The sequence below is a fragment of the Collinsella sp. An7 genome (assembly GCF_002159335.1).
Lineage (GTDB): Bacteria > Actinomycetota > Coriobacteriia > Coriobacteriales > Coriobacteriaceae > Coprousia.
In genome coordinates this window covers 89,515-108,874 of record NZ_NFHP01000004.1, presented here as the reverse complement: position 1 = coordinate 108,874, position 19,360 = coordinate 89,515, and the positions used below count along the sequence as shown (strand labels likewise).

The 19,360-nt window shown below is 64.0% G+C and carries 17 protein-coding genes; 6 read left to right on the top strand and 11 right to left on the bottom strand.

The genetic code is table 11. The features are described from left to right. Positions 1–105: 105 nt before the first annotated feature. The 10 genes from B5G20_RS05995 to B5G20_RS05950 all read right to left on the bottom strand — a co-directional run bounded on the left by B5G20_RS05995 (position 106) and on the right by B5G20_RS05950 (position 9,059). Positions 106–1,062 carry an acyl-CoA dehydratase activase gene (locus tag B5G20_RS05995; protein WP_087355891.1) on the bottom strand — a complete coding sequence of 319 codons (957 nt, stop codon included), beginning with the start codon at positions 1,060–1,062 and terminating at the stop codon, positions 106–108. Then, the gene (locus B5G20_RS05990) at positions 1,059–2,276 is read right to left on the bottom strand and encodes a hypothetical protein (protein ID WP_087355890.1); all 1,218 of its coding nucleotides are present in this window, start codon (positions 2,274–2,276) and stop codon (positions 1,059–1,061) included. The genes B5G20_RS05995 and B5G20_RS05990 overlap by 4 nt, the downstream gene beginning before the upstream one ends. Continuing rightward, positions 2,269–3,267 (bottom strand): acyl-CoA dehydratase activase-related protein, encoded by a 999-nt coding sequence (locus tag B5G20_RS05985; protein WP_239286898.1) that lies wholly within the window; start codon positions 3,265–3,267, stop codon positions 2,269–2,271. Before B5G20_RS05985 ends, B5G20_RS05990 begins: the two co-directional genes overlap by 8 nt. 173 nt (positions 3,268–3,440) lie before the next feature. Next, positions 3,441–4,817 (bottom strand): protein kinase, encoded by a 1,377-nt coding sequence (locus B5G20_RS05980; protein ID WP_204207686.1) that lies wholly within the window; start codon positions 4,815–4,817, stop codon positions 3,441–3,443. A gap of 144 nt (positions 4,818–4,961) precedes the next feature. Then, positions 4,962–5,573 carry a hypothetical protein gene (locus B5G20_RS05975; RefSeq protein ID WP_239286897.1) on the bottom strand — a complete coding sequence of 204 codons (612 nt, stop codon included), beginning with the start codon at positions 5,571–5,573 and terminating at the stop codon, positions 4,962–4,964. Positions 5,574–5,716: 143 nt separating this feature from the next. Next, positions 5,717–6,091, bottom strand: coding sequence for a hypothetical protein (locus tag B5G20_RS05970; protein WP_087355889.1), 375 nt, complete (start codon positions 6,089–6,091; stop codon positions 5,717–5,719). A 60-nt stretch (positions 6,092–6,151) separates the two neighbouring features. Then, positions 6,152–6,679 (bottom strand): DUF4352 domain-containing protein, encoded by a 528-nt coding sequence (locus B5G20_RS05965; protein WP_087355888.1) that lies wholly within the window; start codon positions 6,677–6,679, stop codon positions 6,152–6,154. A 323-nt stretch (positions 6,680–7,002) separates the two neighbouring features. Continuing rightward, positions 7,003–8,016 carry an Abi family protein gene (locus B5G20_RS05960; RefSeq protein WP_143750233.1) on the bottom strand — a complete coding sequence of 338 codons (1,014 nt, stop codon included), beginning with the start codon at positions 8,014–8,016 and terminating at the stop codon, positions 7,003–7,005. A 161-nt stretch (positions 8,017–8,177) separates the two neighbouring features. Beyond that, on the bottom strand, positions 8,178–8,540 hold the full coding sequence (locus B5G20_RS05955; protein ID WP_087355886.1) for a hypothetical protein: 363 nt from the start codon (positions 8,538–8,540) through the stop codon (positions 8,178–8,180). Positions 8,541–8,543: 3 nt separating this feature from the next. Beyond that, complete coding sequence (locus B5G20_RS05950; protein ID WP_087355885.1) at positions 8,544–9,059, bottom strand: hypothetical protein; 516 nt, start codon at positions 9,057–9,059, stop codon at positions 8,544–8,546. A gap of 121 nt (positions 9,060–9,180) precedes the next feature. Between B5G20_RS05950 and B5G20_RS05945 the strand changes: the two genes are divergently transcribed. From B5G20_RS05945 to B5G20_RS05925, 6 genes are all read left to right on the top strand, one after another. Then, the gene (locus tag B5G20_RS05945) at positions 9,181–9,801 is read left to right on the top strand and encodes an SOS response-associated peptidase family protein (protein WP_087355884.1); all 621 of its coding nucleotides are present in this window, start codon (positions 9,181–9,183) and stop codon (positions 9,799–9,801) included. Positions 9,802–9,930: 129 nt separating this feature from the next. Then, a complete protein-coding gene (locus tag B5G20_RS10350; protein WP_158094407.1) occupies positions 9,931–10,086 on the top strand; it encodes a hypothetical protein in 156 nt (51 codons plus the stop codon). Positions 10,087–10,088: 2 nt separating this feature from the next. Next, positions 10,089–12,242: a DNA methyltransferase gene (locus B5G20_RS05940; protein ID WP_087355883.1), complete on the top strand. Its 2,154-nt coding sequence runs from the start codon at positions 10,089–10,091 to the stop codon at positions 12,240–12,242. A gap of 3 nt (positions 12,243–12,245) precedes the next feature. Then, positions 12,246–15,068 (top strand): DEAD/DEAH box helicase family protein, encoded by a 2,823-nt coding sequence (locus B5G20_RS05935; RefSeq protein ID WP_087355882.1) that lies wholly within the window; start codon positions 12,246–12,248, stop codon positions 15,066–15,068. Between the two features lie 25 nt (positions 15,069–15,093). Next, positions 15,094–15,762: an SIMPL domain-containing protein gene (locus tag B5G20_RS05930; RefSeq protein WP_087355881.1), complete on the top strand. Its 669-nt coding sequence runs from the start codon at positions 15,094–15,096 to the stop codon at positions 15,760–15,762. A 399-nt stretch (positions 15,763–16,161) separates the two neighbouring features. Continuing rightward, complete coding sequence (locus tag B5G20_RS05925; protein ID WP_087355880.1) at positions 16,162–17,406, top strand: hypothetical protein; 1,245 nt, start codon at positions 16,162–16,164, stop codon at positions 17,404–17,406. Positions 17,407–17,538: 132 nt separating this feature from the next. Here B5G20_RS05925 and B5G20_RS05920 read toward each other — a convergent pair whose 3' ends face one another. Next, positions 17,539–19,053 carry a hypothetical protein gene (locus tag B5G20_RS05920; RefSeq protein WP_239286896.1) on the bottom strand — a complete coding sequence of 505 codons (1,515 nt, stop codon included), beginning with the start codon at positions 19,051–19,053 and terminating at the stop codon, positions 17,539–17,541. Between the last annotated feature and the right edge of the window lie 307 nt (positions 19,054–19,360).

Here is a 19,360-nt window from a genome sequence, read left to right as displayed (position 1 = left end):
CCTCCCGTAGCACCCGAGGTTGGCCCGAAAGAGGAGGGAGCACGCCTCGCGTGCGGCGACCGACGATTGAGGGCCAAGGTCGGGTGCTACGGGAGACCGGACGGGTTAGTGAACCTTAATGGCGCCGCGATCGCACCTATTCCCCCACGAATCGATGAGCTCGTCGTCGCGGTAGACGCAGACGATCTCGCAATGGTTGGCACAGTGGCCGCAGACCACCTCGCGCGTGCGGAAATCAAAGTCGTCGATGTCAAAGCGGAAGGGCTGCTCGCGCATCTTGGGCGCGTCGGCGGCAAGCAGCGCTGCGCCAAAGCAGCCCATCAGGTGCCCGTCCGGGTCTACGATGACCTTCTTGCCGAGCGCCTTCTCAAACGCATCCACCACGCCCACGTTCTTAGAGACGCCGCCTTGGAATACCACGGGGCTCTCGATCTTCTTGCCCTTGCCCACGTTGTTGAGGTAGTTGGTGGCCACGGCGCGGCAGAGCCCGGCGATAACGTCCTTCTTCTCGTAGCCCACCTGGAGCTTGTGTACCAGGTCGCTCTCGGCAAAGACCGTGCAGCGCGCGGCGATGTTGGCCGGCTTGTCGCTCGTGAGCGCGATGCGTCCAAAATCCTCAACCTCCACACCCAAGCGGTGCGCCTGGCTCGAGAGAAAGGAGCCCGTGCCCGCCGCGCAGAGCGTGTTCATGGCGTAATCCACGGCAATGCCGTTCTCGATGCAGATGATCTTGGAGTCCTGGCCGCCGATCTCGAGGATCGTGCGCACGTCCGGGTGCAGAAAGGTCGTACCCACCGCATGCGCGGTGATCTCGTTCTTGACGATCTGTGCCTCGAGCATGGCACCCACCAGACGGCGCGCCGAGCCCGTCGTGCCGATGGACATGACCTCGACCTCGTTGAGGTCGATCTGCCCGCGCAGGTCGTCCACCACGCGCCGCACCGCGCCGGCCGGGTCGCCCTCCGTCCAGAGGTAGCTGCGGGCGATGATCGTGCGGTCCTCGTCAATCACCACGCCCTTGGTGGAGATGGAGCCGGTGTCGATACCCAGATATGCCTTCATGAGCGAACCTTCCTCATTGCGATCATGTCGTAGAAGGCCTCGAGCCGGGTGTCGAGTCCGGCGTCGGAGGTCTGCGTGTCAAACGTCAGAAAGAGCACGGGCACGTGGTAGTCGCGGCTGATGCGCTGCAGCGGCGGCATGACGTCGATCTCGGGCGTGCAGCCGGCGCTCTTGATGTGCACGATGCCGTCAAAGCCCTCCTCGGCCGCACGCTTGGCCGCGGCGATGTTAAAGCTCGAGGTCGGCCCCATGTCAAAGCGACTGTACTCGGTGATGCTCGCCCGCGTGGCATCGGCGTTGTAGTGCAGGTTGAAGTTGGAGATCGACATGTAGTTGACGAGCTCGACCCCCATGTCGAGGAGCTTCTGCTCGAGCCCGAGGTTGCTCGACGGGTCCTGAGCGGTGTAGTACTCGCCCAGAATCGCCACGCGCACCGGATCGGCCGGCTTATCGATCGGCAGCGCCTCGAGCTCGTCCACCGACTGGCGAAAGCCCGTCTCGATATCGCTGAGCGTGGTAGCGGCGTTCATGCGCGCGATGAAGCTCCGGCGCACCCGCTCAAACGAGCCCGCCTCCTGCGCAAACCCGGCGCGCGCCAGGTAGAGATCACGAAACTCGTCGATATGCTCCACCATGCGCCAGGCCGCGTAGAGGCCCTTGACCCCGTGCGGAATGGAGAGGTTGGGGTTTACGACCTTTTTGCAGTAGGCCACGTAGTCGCGGACCTTGCCCGTGCCCACGTCCGAGAAGTTGAGCATATCGAAGTCGGCGTAGCCGCGGTCGCGCAGAATCATCTGGGCGAGCTCGCCATAGTAGTTGAGGCGGCAGAACCCCGTAACCTGCACGAGCACGTCGGCGCCGCGCTCGAGCGCCTCCACGTAGTCACCCATGATGTGCTTAAAGGGTGTGCAGACGTAGTCGCTCGAGAGCTCCTCGCCGATCTTGACCGTGCGACGCGTGGGCGGCGGCAGCGGGATAAAGTCGGCGTCGAGCACCTGCTCCACAAAGAACTTGAAGGCAGGCTCGTAGTTGCGAAAGTGAAAGAACGCCACCTTGCGCCGAGAGTGCCGGTCGCGCTTGGGACGCTTGCCCGTAAAGAAGAGCGGACGCGGGCGGCCCGGCTGCATCACGACGCGCCCCTGCTCCTCGGATGCGCGCTTGGGGCGCCGCGGCTCGCCGGCGCTCTGCTCGGGGCCGGATGAAAGGCTAGGCATGCAGATAGCCTCCCTTCTTTTGGTAGGAGAGGATGTCGACAAAGCTCTCCACGCGCGTCTCCACGCCGGCGGTGCCGCCCTGCGCGTCGACGGTGAGCGTGAGGATGGGCTTGCCGTGGATGCAGCGCTCGATGGCGTCGTCGGCCATGGAGTCGGGACCGCAGGGGTAGGCGCTCATGAGCACGATGCCGTCCACGTACTCGTGGAGCATGAGGATCGACCCGATGAGCTCGCGGTTGACGATCCAGGGGATGGAGTGGCTAAAGTCGTAGCTCTTCTTGAGGGTGCGGGCGCGGTCGGTCTCGTCGGCAAAGAGCACGCACGCTCCCTGCTCGCGCAGGGCGTCCTCTACCACGCCGCCCACAAAGGGATCGTGGCTCACGTAGGGGTGCGCCGCCACGAGGATGGTGAGTGGGCGCTCCTCGGCGGGCAGCTTGGCGAGGCTCTTGACGAGCTGCTCCTGCTCGCGCGCCATGCGCTCGTCGTAAGCGCGCTGCGCGGCGATGGCCGCCCGGTAGGCGCGGCGTCCCTCCTTGCGCGTGGCGCCGAGCTCCGCCGCCACGCCCAGGTAGGCGTCCTCCTCGGAGGTGCCGCGCGGCTCCTCCACGCGCATCGAGATGACGCGCAGGCTCTCCCCCGCCACCGCAAAGGCGTTCTCGGCGAGGTCGGGCAGCGCCTGGAACTTGGTGCAGAAGGTCTCAAAGCGCCCGTAGCCCATGAGGCTCGGGATAAAGACGGCGTCGCAGCGGCCGGCGAGCGCCGCCACATGGCCTAAGAAGAGCTTGGAGGCCAGGCAGCACTCGTCAACGGAGAGACGGTCGCCCACCTCGAGCGTACCGCGGTCGGACGGGCTGTCGAGCACGACCTCGCGGCCGAGCTGCTCAAAAAAGGTGCGCCAGGCAATGCCGTAGCGGTAGTAGAGCAACGCGCGCGGAATGCCGACGCGCCGCACGTCGGCAAAGGGCGCACGCTGGCCGAAAACAGATTGCACGGAATCCTCCCTTCGGATAAGGCAAATGGCTATTATGCACCCTGTCAAGAGGCGGGGCGGCGGGCGGTGCTGTTCTTAACACGTAAAAAGAAGAATGGCACCGTGGCAGTGGCAGATGAGGGCTAAAAATGGGTCAAACGGAACACGTCCCCAACTGACCCATTTTTACCGCCCTAGCCGAGGGTCATACGGGCGACAACCGTCACCGTGAGCGTGGCCATGACCACGATGAGCGCGAGGCGGGCGTCCTGGCGCCACGTGCGCCGGGCGAGCCGGGGGATGCGCCGGCGGAGGCGCCGCTTGTCGAGCACCAGGTAGGCCAAGACGCTAGCCCACGAGAGCGTCATGCCGAGGTACTCGAGCGCAAGAAACCACACGGGGTAGGCGCGATCGGCCTCGGTGGGCTGCACGACCGCCGAGACGCACGACGAGGCGAGCAGCAGGTAGATAAGGAGCACGAACACGTTCCACGCGATACCGAGCGGGGCGGGTAGCCGGTTGGCCCAGGCGGCGATGCGACGGGGCCAGGCGGCAATTCGACGGAAGAAGCCTCCTTGGCGCTCCGGACGGCGCGGGGACGCGGCTTGCTCGCCCGGCTCGTACGGATCTGCGGGCTGCACGGGCTCTGGGGCGGCGGGCGCGGGCGCAGATGCAGGCGCGGGCGTGAGCGCGGCTTCAGCCGCCTTCGCACGCTCGCCCTCACCCGGCCGGCCGTCGCCGCGCGGAACACGAGCGCCGCCGCTTGCCCGGGCAAACGCCTCCCCCAGCTCGCGCACGCTTGCGTAGCGCGCCTCGGGGTCAAAGGCCGTCGCCCGTGCGATGACCTCCGCATAGGTGCGCCCGACCTGCGCGAGCGCAGCCTCCCCAAAGGGCACGGGCGGTTCCTCGCCCACCAGGCAGTACCACAGGAGCATGCCGAGCGCGTAGACATCGCTCCGCACGTCGGTCTGGCCAAAGCCGTACTGCTCGGGCGGCGCGTAGGCTCGGGTGCCAAAGCGCACAGTGTCGGCGCCCGCCCCCTCGTGGAAGCGCCGTGCTATGCCAAGGTCGATGAGAAAGAGCCCCTCGGGCGCCACGATGACGTTTTGGGGCTTGAGGTCGCGGTGGATGAGCGGCGGGTCAAAGAGTTCGTGGAGCTCGCCCACCGCCTCGCAAAGCGCCGGAAAGATGCGCCGGGCGAGCTCAGGCGAGGCGCCGCACACCGCAACCTCCTCCTCGAGCGTGCGCCCGGGCACATATTCCGCAACAACTACAAGCTCATAACCGGTCTTATAGCACTCGGCCACACGCGGCAGATGCCTAAAGCGCCGCCCCGCGCGCTCGGCGGCCCACAGCGCCTCGTACGCGCCGCCCACGCCGGTGGCGAGGTCGATCCGTTTGCGCACAAAGGGCCCGAGCGCGGCGCCGTCCACCCCACGAAACATCACGAGTTCAGTGCTGCCCGCGCTATCGCCCGAGCCCAGCGGGCGCTCCACAGCGTAGGAACCCTCCCGCGCCACGGCGGCAAGGTAGAGCTCGAGGTCATCGGGTTGCTGTGTCTGGGTATCCATGGGGCACATGGTAGCACGGGGCCAAGGAGGTCGACAAAACGGAGGTGGAACGGGCGGCCGAACCGACGGGGCCCGCATGTCGAGGGCCAGGCACGGGACGAGGGCATCCGCCGGGCAAGAACACCCGCTCCGCGCCCGCCGGTCTCACTCCCCTAGCGTCTTCTCGCCAAACCGGTAGAGTTCGTCGTCCACCTGCTGCAGGGTAAAGCCGCGGTCGATGCAGAAGATGATGATGGCGTCGCGCCGATCTTTGCAGTAGAGCTCGTTTACGCCGGCCGTCTTGAGCAGGCGCCGCGTCTCCACAAGGTCGCAGCCCATGGCGAGCGCAAGGCACAGTACCTTGTCGCGCCCGGCGCCGCGCTGCCCCTTGAAGATCTGGTAGCCAAAGGTCTCGTTGAGGCCCGCCTCGCGCACCACCTGTGCGCGCTTGAGGCCCTTCTCGGCAAGAAGCTGGTTGAGGTACTCGGCGAGGGTCCGGTGAGCGATGCCGTGCGCCTCGGTAAAGGCCACGGGGCTCGGCGCGGCAAGGAGCTCGTCGAGGAGCTCCTCGGTAAGGGGCTCCTCTACCAGCGGGTTCACGGCACCGGGAGTGCCCGGCTCGGCGTCCGCCTGAGTAGCCGCCGACGCCGCAGCGCAGGTCGGCTCCCCGCCGCGCGTGCCCTCGGCCGCCACAGCGCGCCGCCCGCCACGATCCGCACCACTCGCAAACATCTTCCAGCACCCCTCCGAGCCCGTTGTCGCCTCCCTCTGCACCATACCATGCTGCGCCCGCCGCCGAACGCGCGACCGGGCCCGCGTCTCACGGGCCCGGTCGCGTCCCCGGTCCTCATTGCGAGGGTGCAGCGGCTTGTGCCCGCTCCCTGCCATCGGTTGCGTTTGCCTTGGCGTCGTGCGAGCGGCTACTGCCCGGACGATGCGCGCCGTGCCTTGCGCATCTGGGCAAAGGCAACAAAGCAGAGCACCATCTCGACGATGACGAACATAAAGTACATCGGAAAGAGCACCATCGCGACCGCATAGAGAATGCCCGCGGTGAGCGCAAAAGCCGGTTTGCCAAAGACGACGCCCAGCACGTTAAAGACGGCGGCGATGAGCTCGACCATCACGTGCGGCATCACGATCGCCGCGGCCATCGCCCCACCAAGCTGCGCAGCGGAATCTGTGCCCGCCTGCGCCGCGGCACCGCCGGCCATCCAATACCAGAGCGAGTAGAGCGCGTAGGCAACGCCGATCACCATGGCGATGATGAGCGGAATGTTCTTCTTCTCTTTCATGAAATCCCCCTTGTTCCACACTGGGCAGGCCCATCGGGCAGACCGGATCGCGCTCGACGGCTAGGCGAGGTTCCAGCTCGCCGTGGGCTCGTCGTCAAGCAGGGTGTTGGCAAAGTAGAGAAGCTTCTGCGTACCGCCCTTGAAGTACATGTTGCCCGAGACCGTACCGCCCGCGGCGAGCGACCCCGAGTTCAGCTGGTCGACGGCATCTACGTAAATAACCGTGGATTCCTGGGCACCGTTGGCGTCCTCGCCCTTCCAGTCGTAGGGGTTATAGTTGGCAGTGTCCTCGCTGCCGTTGACGTAGGTGACGTGCACGCCGACGATGGCCGACCCGTCGTAGTCGACGAGGCTCGTGTCCACCGAGTCGACCGTGATGGTGAGGCCGTTATCGAGCTCGGCAGAGGTGCCCACGGCAAGGTCGAGCGTGCTCGGCGCCTCCTGCTCCTGCGCGGGTGCGTCCCCGCCGCTCGACGCATCGTCGCCGCAGCCCGTGAGGGCCACTGGCGCGATGCAAGGCGCCGCCGCAAGACCCGCAACAACCGCACGACGCCCAAAGCTCTTTCCAACCCAAACGCTCTTGCCCATCCCTATCACCCATTTCTCTCGAGGGAACGCAACGTAGGCCCCAGCATAGGGATTCGAGGGGATGGTTTCATTAGCTCCGAGCTAATTTAGGCAGTACGGACCGGCTCGGTACGGGCGGCCCGCATTCAGGCAACGGGGTGCGAGGTCGTCCTCGTGCGCCCCTTTGCGAAGTGTCGAGAGGCGCGGTCGGCGCGCCCTCATGCGAACAGTCCGCCGATGAGCAGGACGTAGCTCTCCGCGAGCCGTCGGGGGTCGTCCGCATAGCCCTCGCGCGCAACGGGAATCCGCGGCGACGAGGCTCCGCTCTCGCGCTGGAACTGCCCCTACGTCCTCGGGATGATCGCCCTGGACGTAGCCGCGCCCATCCTGCTCATCCAGTCCTTCGGGAAACCCATGGGGATAAGGCTGACGGAAGGATGTTGTTCGATGCAGGAGGCAAGCTCATCCAGGAGCGACTCCCATTCCTCAGGCCAAGACTTCTCGTATATTCTGCGAATCACGAGGAAGGTCGGGAACTGCTTGCTCATGTCGCGTCGTCTGACGCACTTCTCGTCCCTCTTCAGGAGAGCGGGACGGATGGTCATCACGCGGTTGTAGAAGCGGTCGTGGTGGGCGGCAATATTGCGGACCGTGGTCAGATGGTGCATCCAGCTTCTCAGGTAGTACGGCTTTGTGCCAAAGGCTTCCGCGACCTCCGCCTGAACCCCTCTCGAGCTGTCGCTGGTGCCCGTGTCGGGGTCGAGGTTCCCATAGAGCATCGAGAGCGTGCCAAGCGACATGCACTCCACCGCTGCCCAAACCGACAGCTTTCCGTACTTATCCATGTTATGAACCACGCAGGGCACGCCTTGGCTGTAGGCCCTGTCCCTCTCTCGCTCGAAGTTCGAGACGGCCTTCTGGAACCCGGAGGCACTCCTGTAGTTTTCGACATTGAGATAAGCGTCGGCGCCGCACAGATGGGCGAAGTAGTAGGCGAACTGGGTCCTCAGCTTAATCTCGACGGGTGCTATCGCGCGCCAGAGCCACGTGCGAAGTCCACGATCGAGCTGGTAGATCTCCCAAATGTCATCGAAACTCGCGCCCTCGATGAAGGAACCGTCCCGCTCGAGCGTGAGCCAGTAGCCGCGGAGCCGATAGTAGTTCAGGTCGCGCAGCCGGGCGATGGCAAGCCCCTCGTCGGCAACGGCGAGGCCTCGCCCCTTCATTTTGGAGAGCTGCTCGACGTAGGTCGTTGCTTCTGGAAGCGGAGAAAAAGATGACCCCGCCTGGTTCGCTGCGTTGCCGCTCGCGTGTGGGGTACTGTCGATATGGTTTATACCACCATCGGCCAATTTCAAGCAAGGCGAGTCCTCGCGGTTCTCGGCAACGGGATCGAGCGATGAGCGCCGTCATGAAGTCAGATGGCAGCACGGTCATCTTAATGAACTCGTCTTGCGAACTGACAAGTTAGGGTGGAACTCCTCGTGGGCCAGTGGTGCCTGCTTTTACCTCCATCTTTTTACCGCCACTGGCAGTAAAAAGATGGCGGCGTGCGCTGCAGCTCGGGGCCGGCGGCGACGAAACGGCCGAGGGCGTCGGCCTCCCCCGCGTCCACCACGTCGGCCACGAGCTTGATGCCGCGGTCGTAGTTGAACGTCTTGGTCTCGAACCCGTAGGTGATGGATCCCGTCTTGTAGCCCATGTTGCGCGTGTAGTCGCCGAGGCCCGACACCTCGATCTTCGGGACCATGATCTCCTTGGCGTTGCGCCCCGCGCGCGCCATGCGGCGCGGGCTGTTCACGCACGTCGAGCACGCCGCGCGCTTGTAGACCTCGTCCAGGATGCTCGTGTAGTTCCTCGTGTATGCGATTGAGCTCGGCATGCTCTACTCCCTGTCGTCCTCGATGCCGGCGATCCTGCGCCAGCGCCTCATCTGCGAACCCTCGTCGGCCGCGGCTCCCGCGTTGGGGAGCCCGGTGGCGCCCGCAGGCGCCGGAGAGGCCGCACCCGCACCGAACAGCCACGGCTCGGCGGCCTTGAGCTTCTCCACGTCGTTGTCGTAGTCGGCGAGAAGGGCGCGGGCGGCCTTGACGTTGCGCACGCCGGCGAGCTGCAGCTCGAAGCCGATTCGCTGCTCGTCGCCCTGGCGCCGCAGCTCGTCCATCTCGGCGCGCAGCTTCTCCGCGCTCTCGGCCGTCTTCGCGGCCTCGGCGATCTCGCCCTCGAGCTCCGCGATTCTCGCGTCGCGTTCCTTGAGCGCCGCCTCGTAGTCCGCGCGCGCCCTCGCGGCGTCGCCCGACCCTACCTGCGCCGGCGCCTGCTGCGCCTGGTCGCCCTGCGGCTCCGGCTGCTGCGCCGCGCCCTCGTCGACCTGCTGCGTCCCGTCCTGCAAGCCATCCATGTCCCGTCCTTTCCGTAAGGCGGGCAAAGAGAAAGCCCGCACCCTAACGTCTCGGTCAGGGTACGGGCGTGTCACAAAGGGGTGTTGCCGGGGGATAATGTCCGCAACGGAAGGAGGAGAGATGTGCGTTCGGTTCAGCCCGCTCACAGTGGAGGAGGCCCAGGCAGTGCTCGACGCCCGCGATAGCGGGCGCGGCCACGCGCTTGACGACGACTGGCAATTCGATGCCATGCACGACGCGCATCCCGGCTCCACCGTCGCCGTCTACGTCCCCAAGGAGGACGGCGCCCTCACTGTGGCAAAGCTCGAGTGGGGCTTTCCGCTGGACGGCAAGCCGCACGCCGTCTTCAACACCCGCATAGAGTCCGCACTCGAGCAGTTCCGACGTGGGAGGCGCGGCATGTGGGCTAAGGCCATCGCGCACGGCCGCTGCCTCGTGCCGGTGCGCGCCTTCTACGAGTCCAGCGCCACAGAGAAGGTCATAAGCGAGCAGACAGGCAAGCCCGTCCGCCGCCAGTACCGCTTCCGCCTCCCCAGCGCCCGGGCATTCCTGCTCGCCGCCATCCAGGAGGAGGGCCACTTCTCTATCGTGACCACCACGCCCAACGCGAGCGTTGCTCCCATCCACGACCGCATGCCTCTCGTCCTCGGACCGGGAGAGTCGAGCATGTGGCTCAGTCCGGATTTCGCATTACTCGTAGATCGCAACAAACTCCAGCTCAGTTCCCTAGCTGAAAAGTAATCCTCACGTCGAAAAGGCGAGGGCGCTCTTCCTCGGTCTTCCTATATCCCATATAATAAATATATGGAATATAGATAAACGGGAGGTCAGAGCGTGTCTCAGGAAAGAAAAAATCCGGGCCCCACCCCGATGGACCACACCTGCCTGCTCCTCAACACGACGACGAAGGAGTACGAGGAGTTCGAGCGCTGGGCCCAGAGGTCCGGTATGAAAAAGATCGATTTGTTCAGGCAGATGATGGGCGAAGAGCGCAGGCGCCGCGCCCAGAGCGCAGCGGAGGGTTAGCCATGGCACAGACAGCGCAAGCTCAAATACAGGACATGATTGAGCGCGCCTCTCGCCTCGGAGACGATGTGCTCGCCTCGGAAATCAGGGCGTTCGCCGCCTCGCGGCAATTCGGTCTCGTCTTCGAGCACAACCGCCCGGAGCGTATGAGGCTCTACGGAAAGGCCGTGTCTGCCGGCGACGTGGTCCAAGTGCTCCCTGAGCGTGGAAAGAAAGAGGGTGCCGCTTCCAAGCTGCTCTGGCTCGTCGACGCCATCTGCGGGAGCACTGCCAGCCTCACCGCTTATCGTACCAACAGCTACAACGAAAACGACGAAGAACCGCGACAGGCGAATGTTGACGACCTCGTGGCGGTCGCGGAGTACGACCAGCCTATCTATGCAGGTCTCCGCGAAACTGGGCGCGTGGAGCGCGGCGGCGACAAGCCCTATCAGGTCGTCATCAACGGTGAGAACTACCACGCACTCGAGAGCCTGCTCTTCTGCTACGCAGGCAAGGTTGACTGCATCTATATTGATCCGCCCTACAACTCAGGCGCGAAGGATTGGAAATACAACAACGACTACGTTGATGGCAGCGACGAGTACCGTCACTCCAAATGGCTCGCCATGATGGAGCGTCGCCTCAAGCTCGCGAAGAAGTTGCTCAATCCAGCTAGCTCAGTTCTAATTGTGGCAATTGATGAAAAAGAATATCTGCGGCTTGGATTGCTGTTGGAGCAATTGTTCCCGTCTTGCGGCAGCGAGATGATCACCACCGTTATAAGCGCAAAGGGAGTAGCGCGTGCGGGACAGTTTTCTCGGGTTGAAGAGTATCTCTTTTTTGTCCGAATTGGCGAAGCCGAAATTGGCTTAGGCGCAGACAACATGCTTGATAATACCCGCAATTCTAAAGAGAAGTTAGGTAAAGATGTTGATTGGCTGGGGATGCGTCGGCGTGAACCAAGTGCGGTGCGTGGTGCGCGAAAAGACCAGTTCTATCCGGTTTTTGTTGACTCTGAAACAGGGTTCATAAAATCAATCGGAGATTCAATTGCGGACAATGTGGAAAGAAATTCCGTGCCGTGTCCTGAAGGATGCGACGCCGTTTGGCCTTTAAGGAAAAACGGCACAGAGGGGATTTGGGGAATAACCCCTTCTACTGCAAGAAGAGATTTATCGAAAGGGTATATCCGATCCAGCGTTACCCAACGGAAGGGAATGCGCAACATCACAATTAAATATTTACCGGAGGGTACTGTTAACGCCATAGAATCAGGGTCCATTCGCATTGTTGGGCGAAATGAAGACGGATCCGTAATATGCAGCTATAGAGTTGAAAAAGGGGTTATTCCGAAACGCGTATGGAACAAGAAATCCCATAATGCAGAGACACATGGCTCTCTCTTAATCGGGGCGCTACTGCCCGAGAGGAAATTCTCTTATCCAAAATCATTGTATGCAGTTGAAGATGCGCTCTCTTTCGTGATCAGAAACAACCCTAATGCTCTCGTGCTTGACTTCTTTTCTGGTTCCGGTACCACTGCCCACGCGGTTATGCGTCTCAACCACCAGGACGGCGGCCATCGACGCTGCATCTGCGTGACGAACAACGAGGTCTCAGAGGTGGAGGAAAAGGAGCTTACGAAGCAGGGCTATCGCCATGGTGACCCCGAGTGGGAGCACTTCGGCATCTGCGAGTATATAACCAAGCCTCGCATCAGGGCCGCTATCACTGGGCGCACTCCGGACGGAGATCCCATAAAGGGCGACTACAAGTTTACCGACGAGTTTCCCATGGCGGACGGTTTCGAGGAGAACGCAGTCTTCTTCGACCTCACCTACCAGAATCCCGACGCCGTGGAGCTGGGAGCCGCTTTCGAGGAGGTCGCGCCCCTGCTCTGGCTCAGGGCAGGCGCCCGTGGGAGAATGATCGGACACGAAGAGAGAGGCTTCGCCGTCGCAGACACCTACGCCGTCCTCTTCGACTACAGCTGCGTGCGCGAGTTTGTCGGCTCCGTGCGCTCAAAGCCTGCGCTCTCATGCGTCTTCATCGTGACAGATGACGCCGGGCGTTTCGCCAGCGTAAAAGCTGAGCTCGGGGACCTCGAGTGCGTGAGACTGTACGAAAGCTACCTGCGATCGTTCAAGATCGCCGCCGAGGATGCAGTGAGGTAAGAGATGAGAGTCGAGCTCAAAGACTTCCAAACAAATGCGGTCGTTACGCTCTACGATCGCCTTCGCCAGATGCGCTCCGCATACGAACGAGACGGTGCCCTGTCGAGTGTCTGCCTCTCCTCGATCACGGGATCAGGCAAAACGGTCATGTGCGCCGCCGTTATCGAAGCGCTGTTCTTCGGCAACGACGAGCTCGGTCTTTTACCCGACGAGCGCGCCACCGTGCTCTGGGTCTCCGACTCCCCGAGCCTGAACGAGCAGACCCATGCGCGATTCGTATCCTGCTCCGACAAGCTCGCCGACTGGCCGGGCGACACACGCTGCCTGGAGGACGTGGGCAACACGTTCTGCGCTGCTCATGAGGTACTCGACCCACGCCATGTCTACTTCCTCTCAAAGGACCTTCTCGGACGCGGCAACAAGCTCGTGAAGGGAGGCGAGGAGAATTCCGGCCGCGTGTTCTGGGACGTGCTCGACCGCACAATCAAGGACCCAGCTGTGAACCTCTACCTCTTCATCGATGAGGCGCATCGCGGATTCGGCACAAACGCCTCTGGCGGTAAGTCGACGGAGACCATATACGGCAACATCGTGAACGGCTACGAGGACAGGGCGCCCATGCCCATGGTCGTGGGCGTCTCGGCGACCCCGGAGAGATTCGAGGCCCGCATGGACGGCATGCGGGACCGCGACCGCAAGGCACGGGTCAGCGTGTCGCCGACAGATGTCCAAGAGTCCGGCCTCATTAAGGACACAATCGAGCTGCGCGTTCCCGAGAGCGACGACCCCGTTGAGCACCAATACCTCACCATGGCAGCCGAGCGCTTCCAGCTCTGCCGGGAGCACTGGGACACGTACTGCCGTGAGCAGGGCGAGCAGTTCGTCTGGCCGCTCATGATTGTGCAGGTCAAGGACAAGCAGTCCACCGAGAGCATCAAGGAGATGTGCGACCAGATTTGCAAAATCGTGCCCGGGCTCAATGAGGCCGCGTCGTTCGCCAACGTGTTCGGAGACCACAAGGACCTTGCCGCGGGCAAGTACCTCATCCCCTACGTCAGACCCGAGCTCGTGCAGGCGAGCCCCCACATCCAGGTGCTCTTCGCCAAGGAAGCGATTTCCAACGGATGGGACTGCCCCAGAGCCGAGGTTATCTTCTCCCAGCGCAATCGCAAGGATCCCACCTACATTGCGCAGCTCATCGGCCGCATGGTCCGTACGCCGCTCGCGCGTCGAGTCGAGGCTGACGATCTGCTCAACTCAATAGCATGCTATCTGCCTCAGTTCAACAGAGATGCCACGCAAGGAGTGGTCGACTACCTCACTGGCAAGACGGACGAGATGGGCGGCACCGCAGTGGCGAAGGTTACCGTTCAGCCCGTAACAGTACGCGCGGCGGCTCCCCGCACGCAGGAGGATTACGAACGGGAGCAGATCGCCTATGAAAGGGCTGAGGCAGCCCGACGCGAGGCGGAAAAGAATAAGCCGGGCTATCAGTTCGAACTCGGCGAAAACCCGGAGAATGTCCAGACAAAGATTGATTTCGTATCGACTCCACCAACCGAGGGATCCGATGGCAATCATCCGCAGCAGGGTGCTACTGTAAACATCGAGTATGACAGCGTGGTGAAGCCTACGCCCATGGCGCCTCCGAAGCCGCTAAGCCCTCGAGATGGTTCGTTTACTCATGAAGAGTGGGACGGGATACGGGCGGCCTTCGAGAGCATCGAGGTGCGCCGCAATCCCAAGAAGGCGCGCAACGAGTTCGTGAGCCTCCTCAGAACAGCCACCCTCTTCATGGACACAGGGATAGACCGCGACGCCGGCAGGCGCGTCAACGAGGACTTCGCCCGCAACCTCGCGGGGGCGCTCGTCAGCTGCGAAGACGAGGTCGAGCCCGTTCGCACCGAAATCGAGACCACCAATACCAAGCTCATCCGTATCGACAAGCGTCACGGCAATGAGGTGACCGAGCGCGGCGAAGAGGTCGTCGTTGATGACGAGGGGATTGCCAAGGCAGCGCGCGAAGCCGACGCCGTCTTCGGGGGACGCGAGCTCACCAACGCCTATCGCAAGCGCCTCCTCTTTGAGGGAAAGACTCGCAGACAAATGGACCTCGACCTCGCCGCGGCATGTCGCACAGCATCTGTCGTAACGGCGCTGAGTGAGTGGGCGAAGACCGAACGCGTGGGCCTCTTCGACAAGGGCTCCACGGAGTACGACCTTTTGAGCGACAAGCACAAGCAGCGTTACCGTGAACTGGAGAGCGAGACGGGGAGCAAGCTCACTACGCACATGCAGTGGCCGGAAACCGTGAACGTCAAGGCGGCAGAGACGCGCTGGCCCAAGCACATCGTCCAGGAGGAGGACGGCCTCTGCCCGCTCGACCTCAACGACGATGAAACCTACGTAGTGAGCCGAGAGCTTGAGCGGCCCCGAACCGTGGCCTTCTATCGTAATCCGGCGGAAAGCATGTCACCCCTCGCCTTCTCCATTCCGTACACCTCACCCGTCGGCCGCAAGGCAGTACATCCCGACTTCATCTTCTTCGTACGTGATGCGGAGGGGACAATCCGGCCCTCGATCATCGATCCGCACGGCTCGTACCTCGCTGACGCCGTTCCGAAGCTCAAGGGCTACGTAGAGTACCTGCGCGAGTATCCCGACACATTCGTCCAAGTGCTCTCTATCAGTTCCATGAGCGAGGGGCACGACAAGTATCGGTCGCTCAACCTGCTCGACCCCAAGGTGCAGGATGCAATCATAGGATTCGACGGCGACATGGCAGAAGAGCTTTACCGTGGCCCGCTGTCCCACAAGTACGAGTAAGTCGGCTAAACAAGGGAAGTTCAACATGACAGGCGAGGAGATTATGCGTACGCAGGCCCCGGTAGTGAAGGTGGGAGCGACTGCGGAGGCGTCGATTGAGCCCGACATCGCGATATTCGGCATCAGGTTCGGACGACGCTGCAAGGCTCAGGACGCCTGCGCAACAGATTTCGCCTCAGAGCAACAGAAGGTGAAGGTCGCGCTCGAACGGTTCGGCGTGGTCGATGATTTCAAGACGTCAGGATACGCATCCTATGCCCACCGCACGGGCAAGAGGGGCACGATCGACGGCTATGACTATGTCTGCTACGGGAGCTTGGAAGTCACCCGCAAGAACAACGACGTGGGCGCGATTTGGCAGGCGCTTGCGGAGTGCGGAACGTCGGCATCGATTGGGCTGCATTATGAGCTGAAAGACGTGCACGCATCTGAGGACGCCCTCATCAGGCAGGCGGTCGAGCGCGCCCGAAGCAGTGCGGAAACGCTTGCAGAGGCAGCGGGAATGGTGCTCGGGGGCGTCAAAGAAATCCGCTACCGGCGCGATAACGATGGATTCGGCACGATCTGCTTCGACGCAGCCCCGCCTTCGAGTCCACTTGGCGACTCTTCAATGCCCGACTTCTCACCAGAGCCCATTAACATTGAATGCCATGTGGACGTTGACTGGTGGCTTGCGAACACTGCAAGCCACTAACCTTCTCGGATATTCATCGGAGTTGGTCACTGGGCTTACCTGTCCTGTCTCGGGAAATGTTGCGGCGTAGTTGCTTTGGGTCTTTGCGTCTTGATGGCAATGGATGTGCCCGCCCCGCCGCCTCGGGGACGCCCGGAGCCGCCGCGTGCTACTCGTCCCGGGCCATCCGCTCCAAGCTCCGCCCGCACCCGCGCGCTCGCCCGTCCCGCGTCGCCCCCGGGCGGCAGCGGGGCGGCGGGGCGGGCGTGCGGCAGCGACCCGACGCCACCGGAAGGCGCCATCCGCCCATGACCGAGCCACACCAGACTGGCCCGCGCCAAGGCGCGGGCGGCTTCGCCCCTCAATCGTGAGACAATACGCAAGAGCGAGACGCACGAACTTGATCCACAGGAGGCTGCGATGTCCTTCCTCGACCGCATCTTCAACAGAAACCAACCCGAGGACGACCGCGACCCGGAGCCATCCATCACCCTCGCGGGCGACTGCGAGCTCGCGCCGATCGAAGAGACCATTACGCGCACCGTGGTCGTTGCCGCGGGCGAGCGGGCGGCATCCTTCGCCGACGCACTCATACCCGCCGCCGCGAACGCGGCGCAGGCGGCACAGTCCTACGGCATGGCGGTGGTCAAGTTCCCCGAGGGCGTCGGCTGGGCGGACCTCTGCGTGTGTAAGAGCGACGGCTGGAACCTGCTCTCCAACATGAAGGACGGCAAGTTCAACGAGATGGCGACAATCAAGCAGGCGGGGCTCCAGCCGACCGTCGTCGCCAACCTCGCGCTCCAGGGCGCGGCGGTGCTCGTCGGCCAGGCATACATGACCCAGATCAACGACAAGCTCGAGGGCATATCCGAGGGCGTCGCCGAGATCCAGCGCGCCATGGAGCGCAGCCGCGAGTGCAGGCTCAAGGCCCGGTTCGACGCGCTCGAGCGCGTGGCCCTCATGTTCGACGAGAGCGGCGCCGACTCCGACAAGCGCACCGTCGCGCTCCAGGCGATCGAGGACGCCACCGTCGAGGCGCAGGATGCGTGCCACTACGAAGCGGACGCCATGCGGGGGATCGCATCGAAGACCGCCAAGGGGAGGATGTCCCGGGCGGACGTCGAGCGCGCGATAGGGGGCCTCCGAAGGTCGGAGGCGCACGCCGCGGCGGCCTTCCAGCTCCTCGTCGCCGCGCGCGAGATCGGCATGCGCCTCGAGTGCGACTACACGGGCGAGCGCATCGAGAAGGAGCTCTCTATGGTCGGGAAGGCGTCAAAGGAGCTGACGAGCGCCCGGAACGCCGCGCGCGAGCAGGTCGAGAGGCGCATATCCTCCCTCAAGGGTGCGCCGCTGGCGCTCGCCGACCCCGTCGAGGCGAACGAGGGGGCCAAGGGTGCCGCCGCCGCGTTCGACGCGGTGCGGAGACAGGCGTCGCGCATAAGCCCCGTGCGGGCGAGAAGCGCCGCGAAGGATAACCTCGCCGCCGAGAAGGCCGATCTGCGGGACGCCATGGGGTCCGAGAACGTCGTGAGGGCTATCGCCGAGAGGACCGAGAGCGAGCTCGAGACCCTTCGCTTCGCCTTCAACGAGGCCGACGCCATCGTCATCGACGGGGACGTCATCCGAGCGGTGTCGACAAGGGCGGGCGAGAAGGACGAAGGCTAAGCCCCTCCACCGCCCCCGCCCGACGCTGCCAACCAGCGCCCGTCCGCCCCGCGCCCGTCGCCGCTCCGGTTGCGCGCACGGGGCGTCCGCGCCGCCGCCGGGCGCGGGGCTGCACAATCCCGCTCGCCCGCGTCAGGCAGGGGCGGTGGAGAGGGTTGCCGGAGTCGGTGTACCCTGGAGCGCGCGTCCCGCCGACGCCCTGCGAGCGGTCGCCTCGTCCTCGCCGCGCCACTTGGCCCGGTATTCCCACGGCTCCAGGAGCCCAGCGGCGACCTCGTCCATGTCCTGGCGCTTCTCCGCCGTCGTGTCCGTGATGATGCTGTCGTCGAACGTGACGCGCACGAGCCCCTCGTCGGGCAGCTCCACCCCGAGCCTGCGCTCGGCCGCGAGCAGCGCGCGGCAGATGCCCGCGAGCGCGCCCTCGAGCGCGCGCTCGTGCCGGCGAATGTTGCGCATCAGCGCCGAGTTGTCCGTCGACACCTCCGTGGCCGTCTTCACGTACCCGACGTTCTCGAGGTCGAAGTAGTTGATGCCGAAGCCGCAGAGGTCCCCGAGCGTCTGCAGCGCCACGCGGAACGCCCGCGCCTGCGCCTCAGTGCGCAGCGTCGGCGCGAACTCGTGGATCGTGTCCTCCGTGCTCATGACCTTGCGGAACACCGTGCAGTCCTGGCGCCCGAAGGGGATGGAGACGCGCCCGCCCTTGCCGTCGCGCTCGACGTCGAACATCACGTCCGAGAGGAACACGCGCATCTTCCCGTTGTCGATCTCGCCCATCATCGCGTCGTAGCAGAGGTCGACCGCCTGGATCGCGTCCACCGCGTCCGCGAACACCGACCGCCCGTAGGGGCTCATGTCCACCCGCGTGTTGTCGATAGCCGGCTTCACGAGCGCGAAAGTCGGCCACGCCGAGCCCGTGTCGTACACCGGGCACACGCCCTCGGGCTCGACGCGGTTCCCGTCACGGTCGAAGCAGGCGGTTACAATCCGATAGGTTTCCTCACGTGCGCCGCTTTCAAGGGGAGAAAAGCTTGGGCGAGAAGAACCTGCCGCCACAGCCCCTCCAGATGATTCGCTTGGCAAGAAGAACGTGCCGTCAGCGCCCCTCAGATGCAGCTGCACCTGGTCGATGGCCCTGCCCCTCCAGAACGCCCGCGTCACGAACGCGCACTCCGTCACGCCCTCCTCGTCCCACGTGAGCGGCACCACCATCCGCGCGTCGTATCTCCTCACGCGCACCTCGCCCGCGCCCGCGTCCACCCAGAGCGCCCACGCCCCGGTCCCCAGGCCGAACGCGCGCACCACCGTCGCCTGCGCCGCCGGCAGGAACCCCGTGTCCGCGATGAACCGCGTGAGCCAGTCCGTGCACGCCTGCTCCTCGCACGCCACCTGCGTCCGGTCGTTCAGCAGCAGCGACCCCCACTCGCGGCACACCCGCATCGCGGGGTGGATCGAGCGCCGGTGCACCTCGTACACGCGCCCCACGCCGTCCGTGTCCCGATAGTCGTAGAAGTCCCCGAGCGCCCGCATCCACCTATCCCAGGAGCGAATGTGGGGCTCCATGTCCTCCAGCGGCAGCGAGAACCCGAGCGACCTCAGCCACTCCCTCACATGCTCCGGCACCCAGTACTCGTCATCCAGCCCCTGCACAGCGCACCTCCCGCCTCGTCCGAACACGCCCATTGAACCCGCCCGTCACAAAGGCCGAGAAGGACGTCCGAGATTCAGTAGCCAACTGAATTGCGCTCTAGGCGAGAAGAACGCCCAGGCACGCACCGCCACCAGCGGTTTTGCACATTCCCGCGAGAACTTGTCGATAACCTCCCAGCGCTCCGCGCGTTCCGTTGCCCAGCGTTCCAAAGCGTCTCACGCCGAGAAGAGCGCCCGGAGGCCCCAATGTGGAAAACTCCCGCATGCGCCCCGTATAATGTCCGCACGGGGCGAGAAGAGCCGAGCG

What these genes read in the sequence shown, in the direction of transcription:
- B5G20_RS05950 (WP_087355885.1), bottom strand. Translation starts at nt 9,059, where the DNA reads ATGGATGGCTTGCAGGACGGGACGCAGCAGGTCGACGAGGGCGCGGCG.
- B5G20_RS10350 (WP_158094407.1), top strand. Translation starts at nt 9,931, where the DNA reads ATGGACCACACCTGCCTGCTCCTCAACACGACGACGAAGGAGTACGAG.
- B5G20_RS05995 (WP_087355891.1), bottom strand. Translation starts at nt 1,062, where the DNA reads ATGAAGGCATATCTGGGTATCGACACCGGCTCCATCTCCACCAAGGGC.
- B5G20_RS05925 (WP_087355880.1), top strand. Translation starts at nt 16,162, where the DNA reads ATGTCCTTCCTCGACCGCATCTTCAACAGAAACCAACCCGAGGACGAC.
- B5G20_RS05975 (WP_239286897.1), bottom strand. Translation starts at nt 5,573, where the DNA reads ATGGTGCAGAGGGAGGCGACAACGGGCTCGGAGGGGTGCTGGAAGATG.
- B5G20_RS05990 (WP_087355890.1), bottom strand. Translation starts at nt 2,276, where the DNA reads ATGCCTAGCCTTTCATCCGGCCCCGAGCAGAGCGCCGGCGAGCCGCGG.
- B5G20_RS05935 (WP_087355882.1), top strand. Translation starts at nt 12,246, where the DNA reads ATGAGAGTCGAGCTCAAAGACTTCCAAACAAATGCGGTCGTTACGCTC.
- B5G20_RS05980 (WP_204207686.1), bottom strand. Translation starts at nt 4,817, where the DNA reads ATGGATACCCAGACACAGCAACCCGATGACCTCGAGCTCTACCTTGCC.
- B5G20_RS05945 (WP_087355884.1), top strand. Translation starts at nt 9,181, where the DNA reads ATGTGCGTTCGGTTCAGCCCGCTCACAGTGGAGGAGGCCCAGGCAGTG.
- B5G20_RS05955 (WP_087355886.1), bottom strand. Translation starts at nt 8,540, where the DNA reads ATGCCGAGCTCAATCGCATACACGAGGAACTACACGAGCATCCTGGAC.
- B5G20_RS05970 (WP_087355889.1), bottom strand. Translation starts at nt 6,091, where the DNA reads ATGAAAGAGAAGAAGAACATTCCGCTCATCATCGCCATGGTGATCGGC.
- B5G20_RS05965 (WP_087355888.1), bottom strand. Translation starts at nt 6,679, where the DNA reads ATGGGCAAGAGCGTTTGGGTTGGAAAGAGCTTTGGGCGTCGTGCGGTT.
- B5G20_RS05940 (WP_087355883.1), top strand. Translation starts at nt 10,089, where the DNA reads ATGGCACAGACAGCGCAAGCTCAAATACAGGACATGATTGAGCGCGCC.
- B5G20_RS05930 (WP_087355881.1), top strand. Translation starts at nt 15,094, where the DNA reads ATGACAGGCGAGGAGATTATGCGTACGCAGGCCCCGGTAGTGAAGGTG.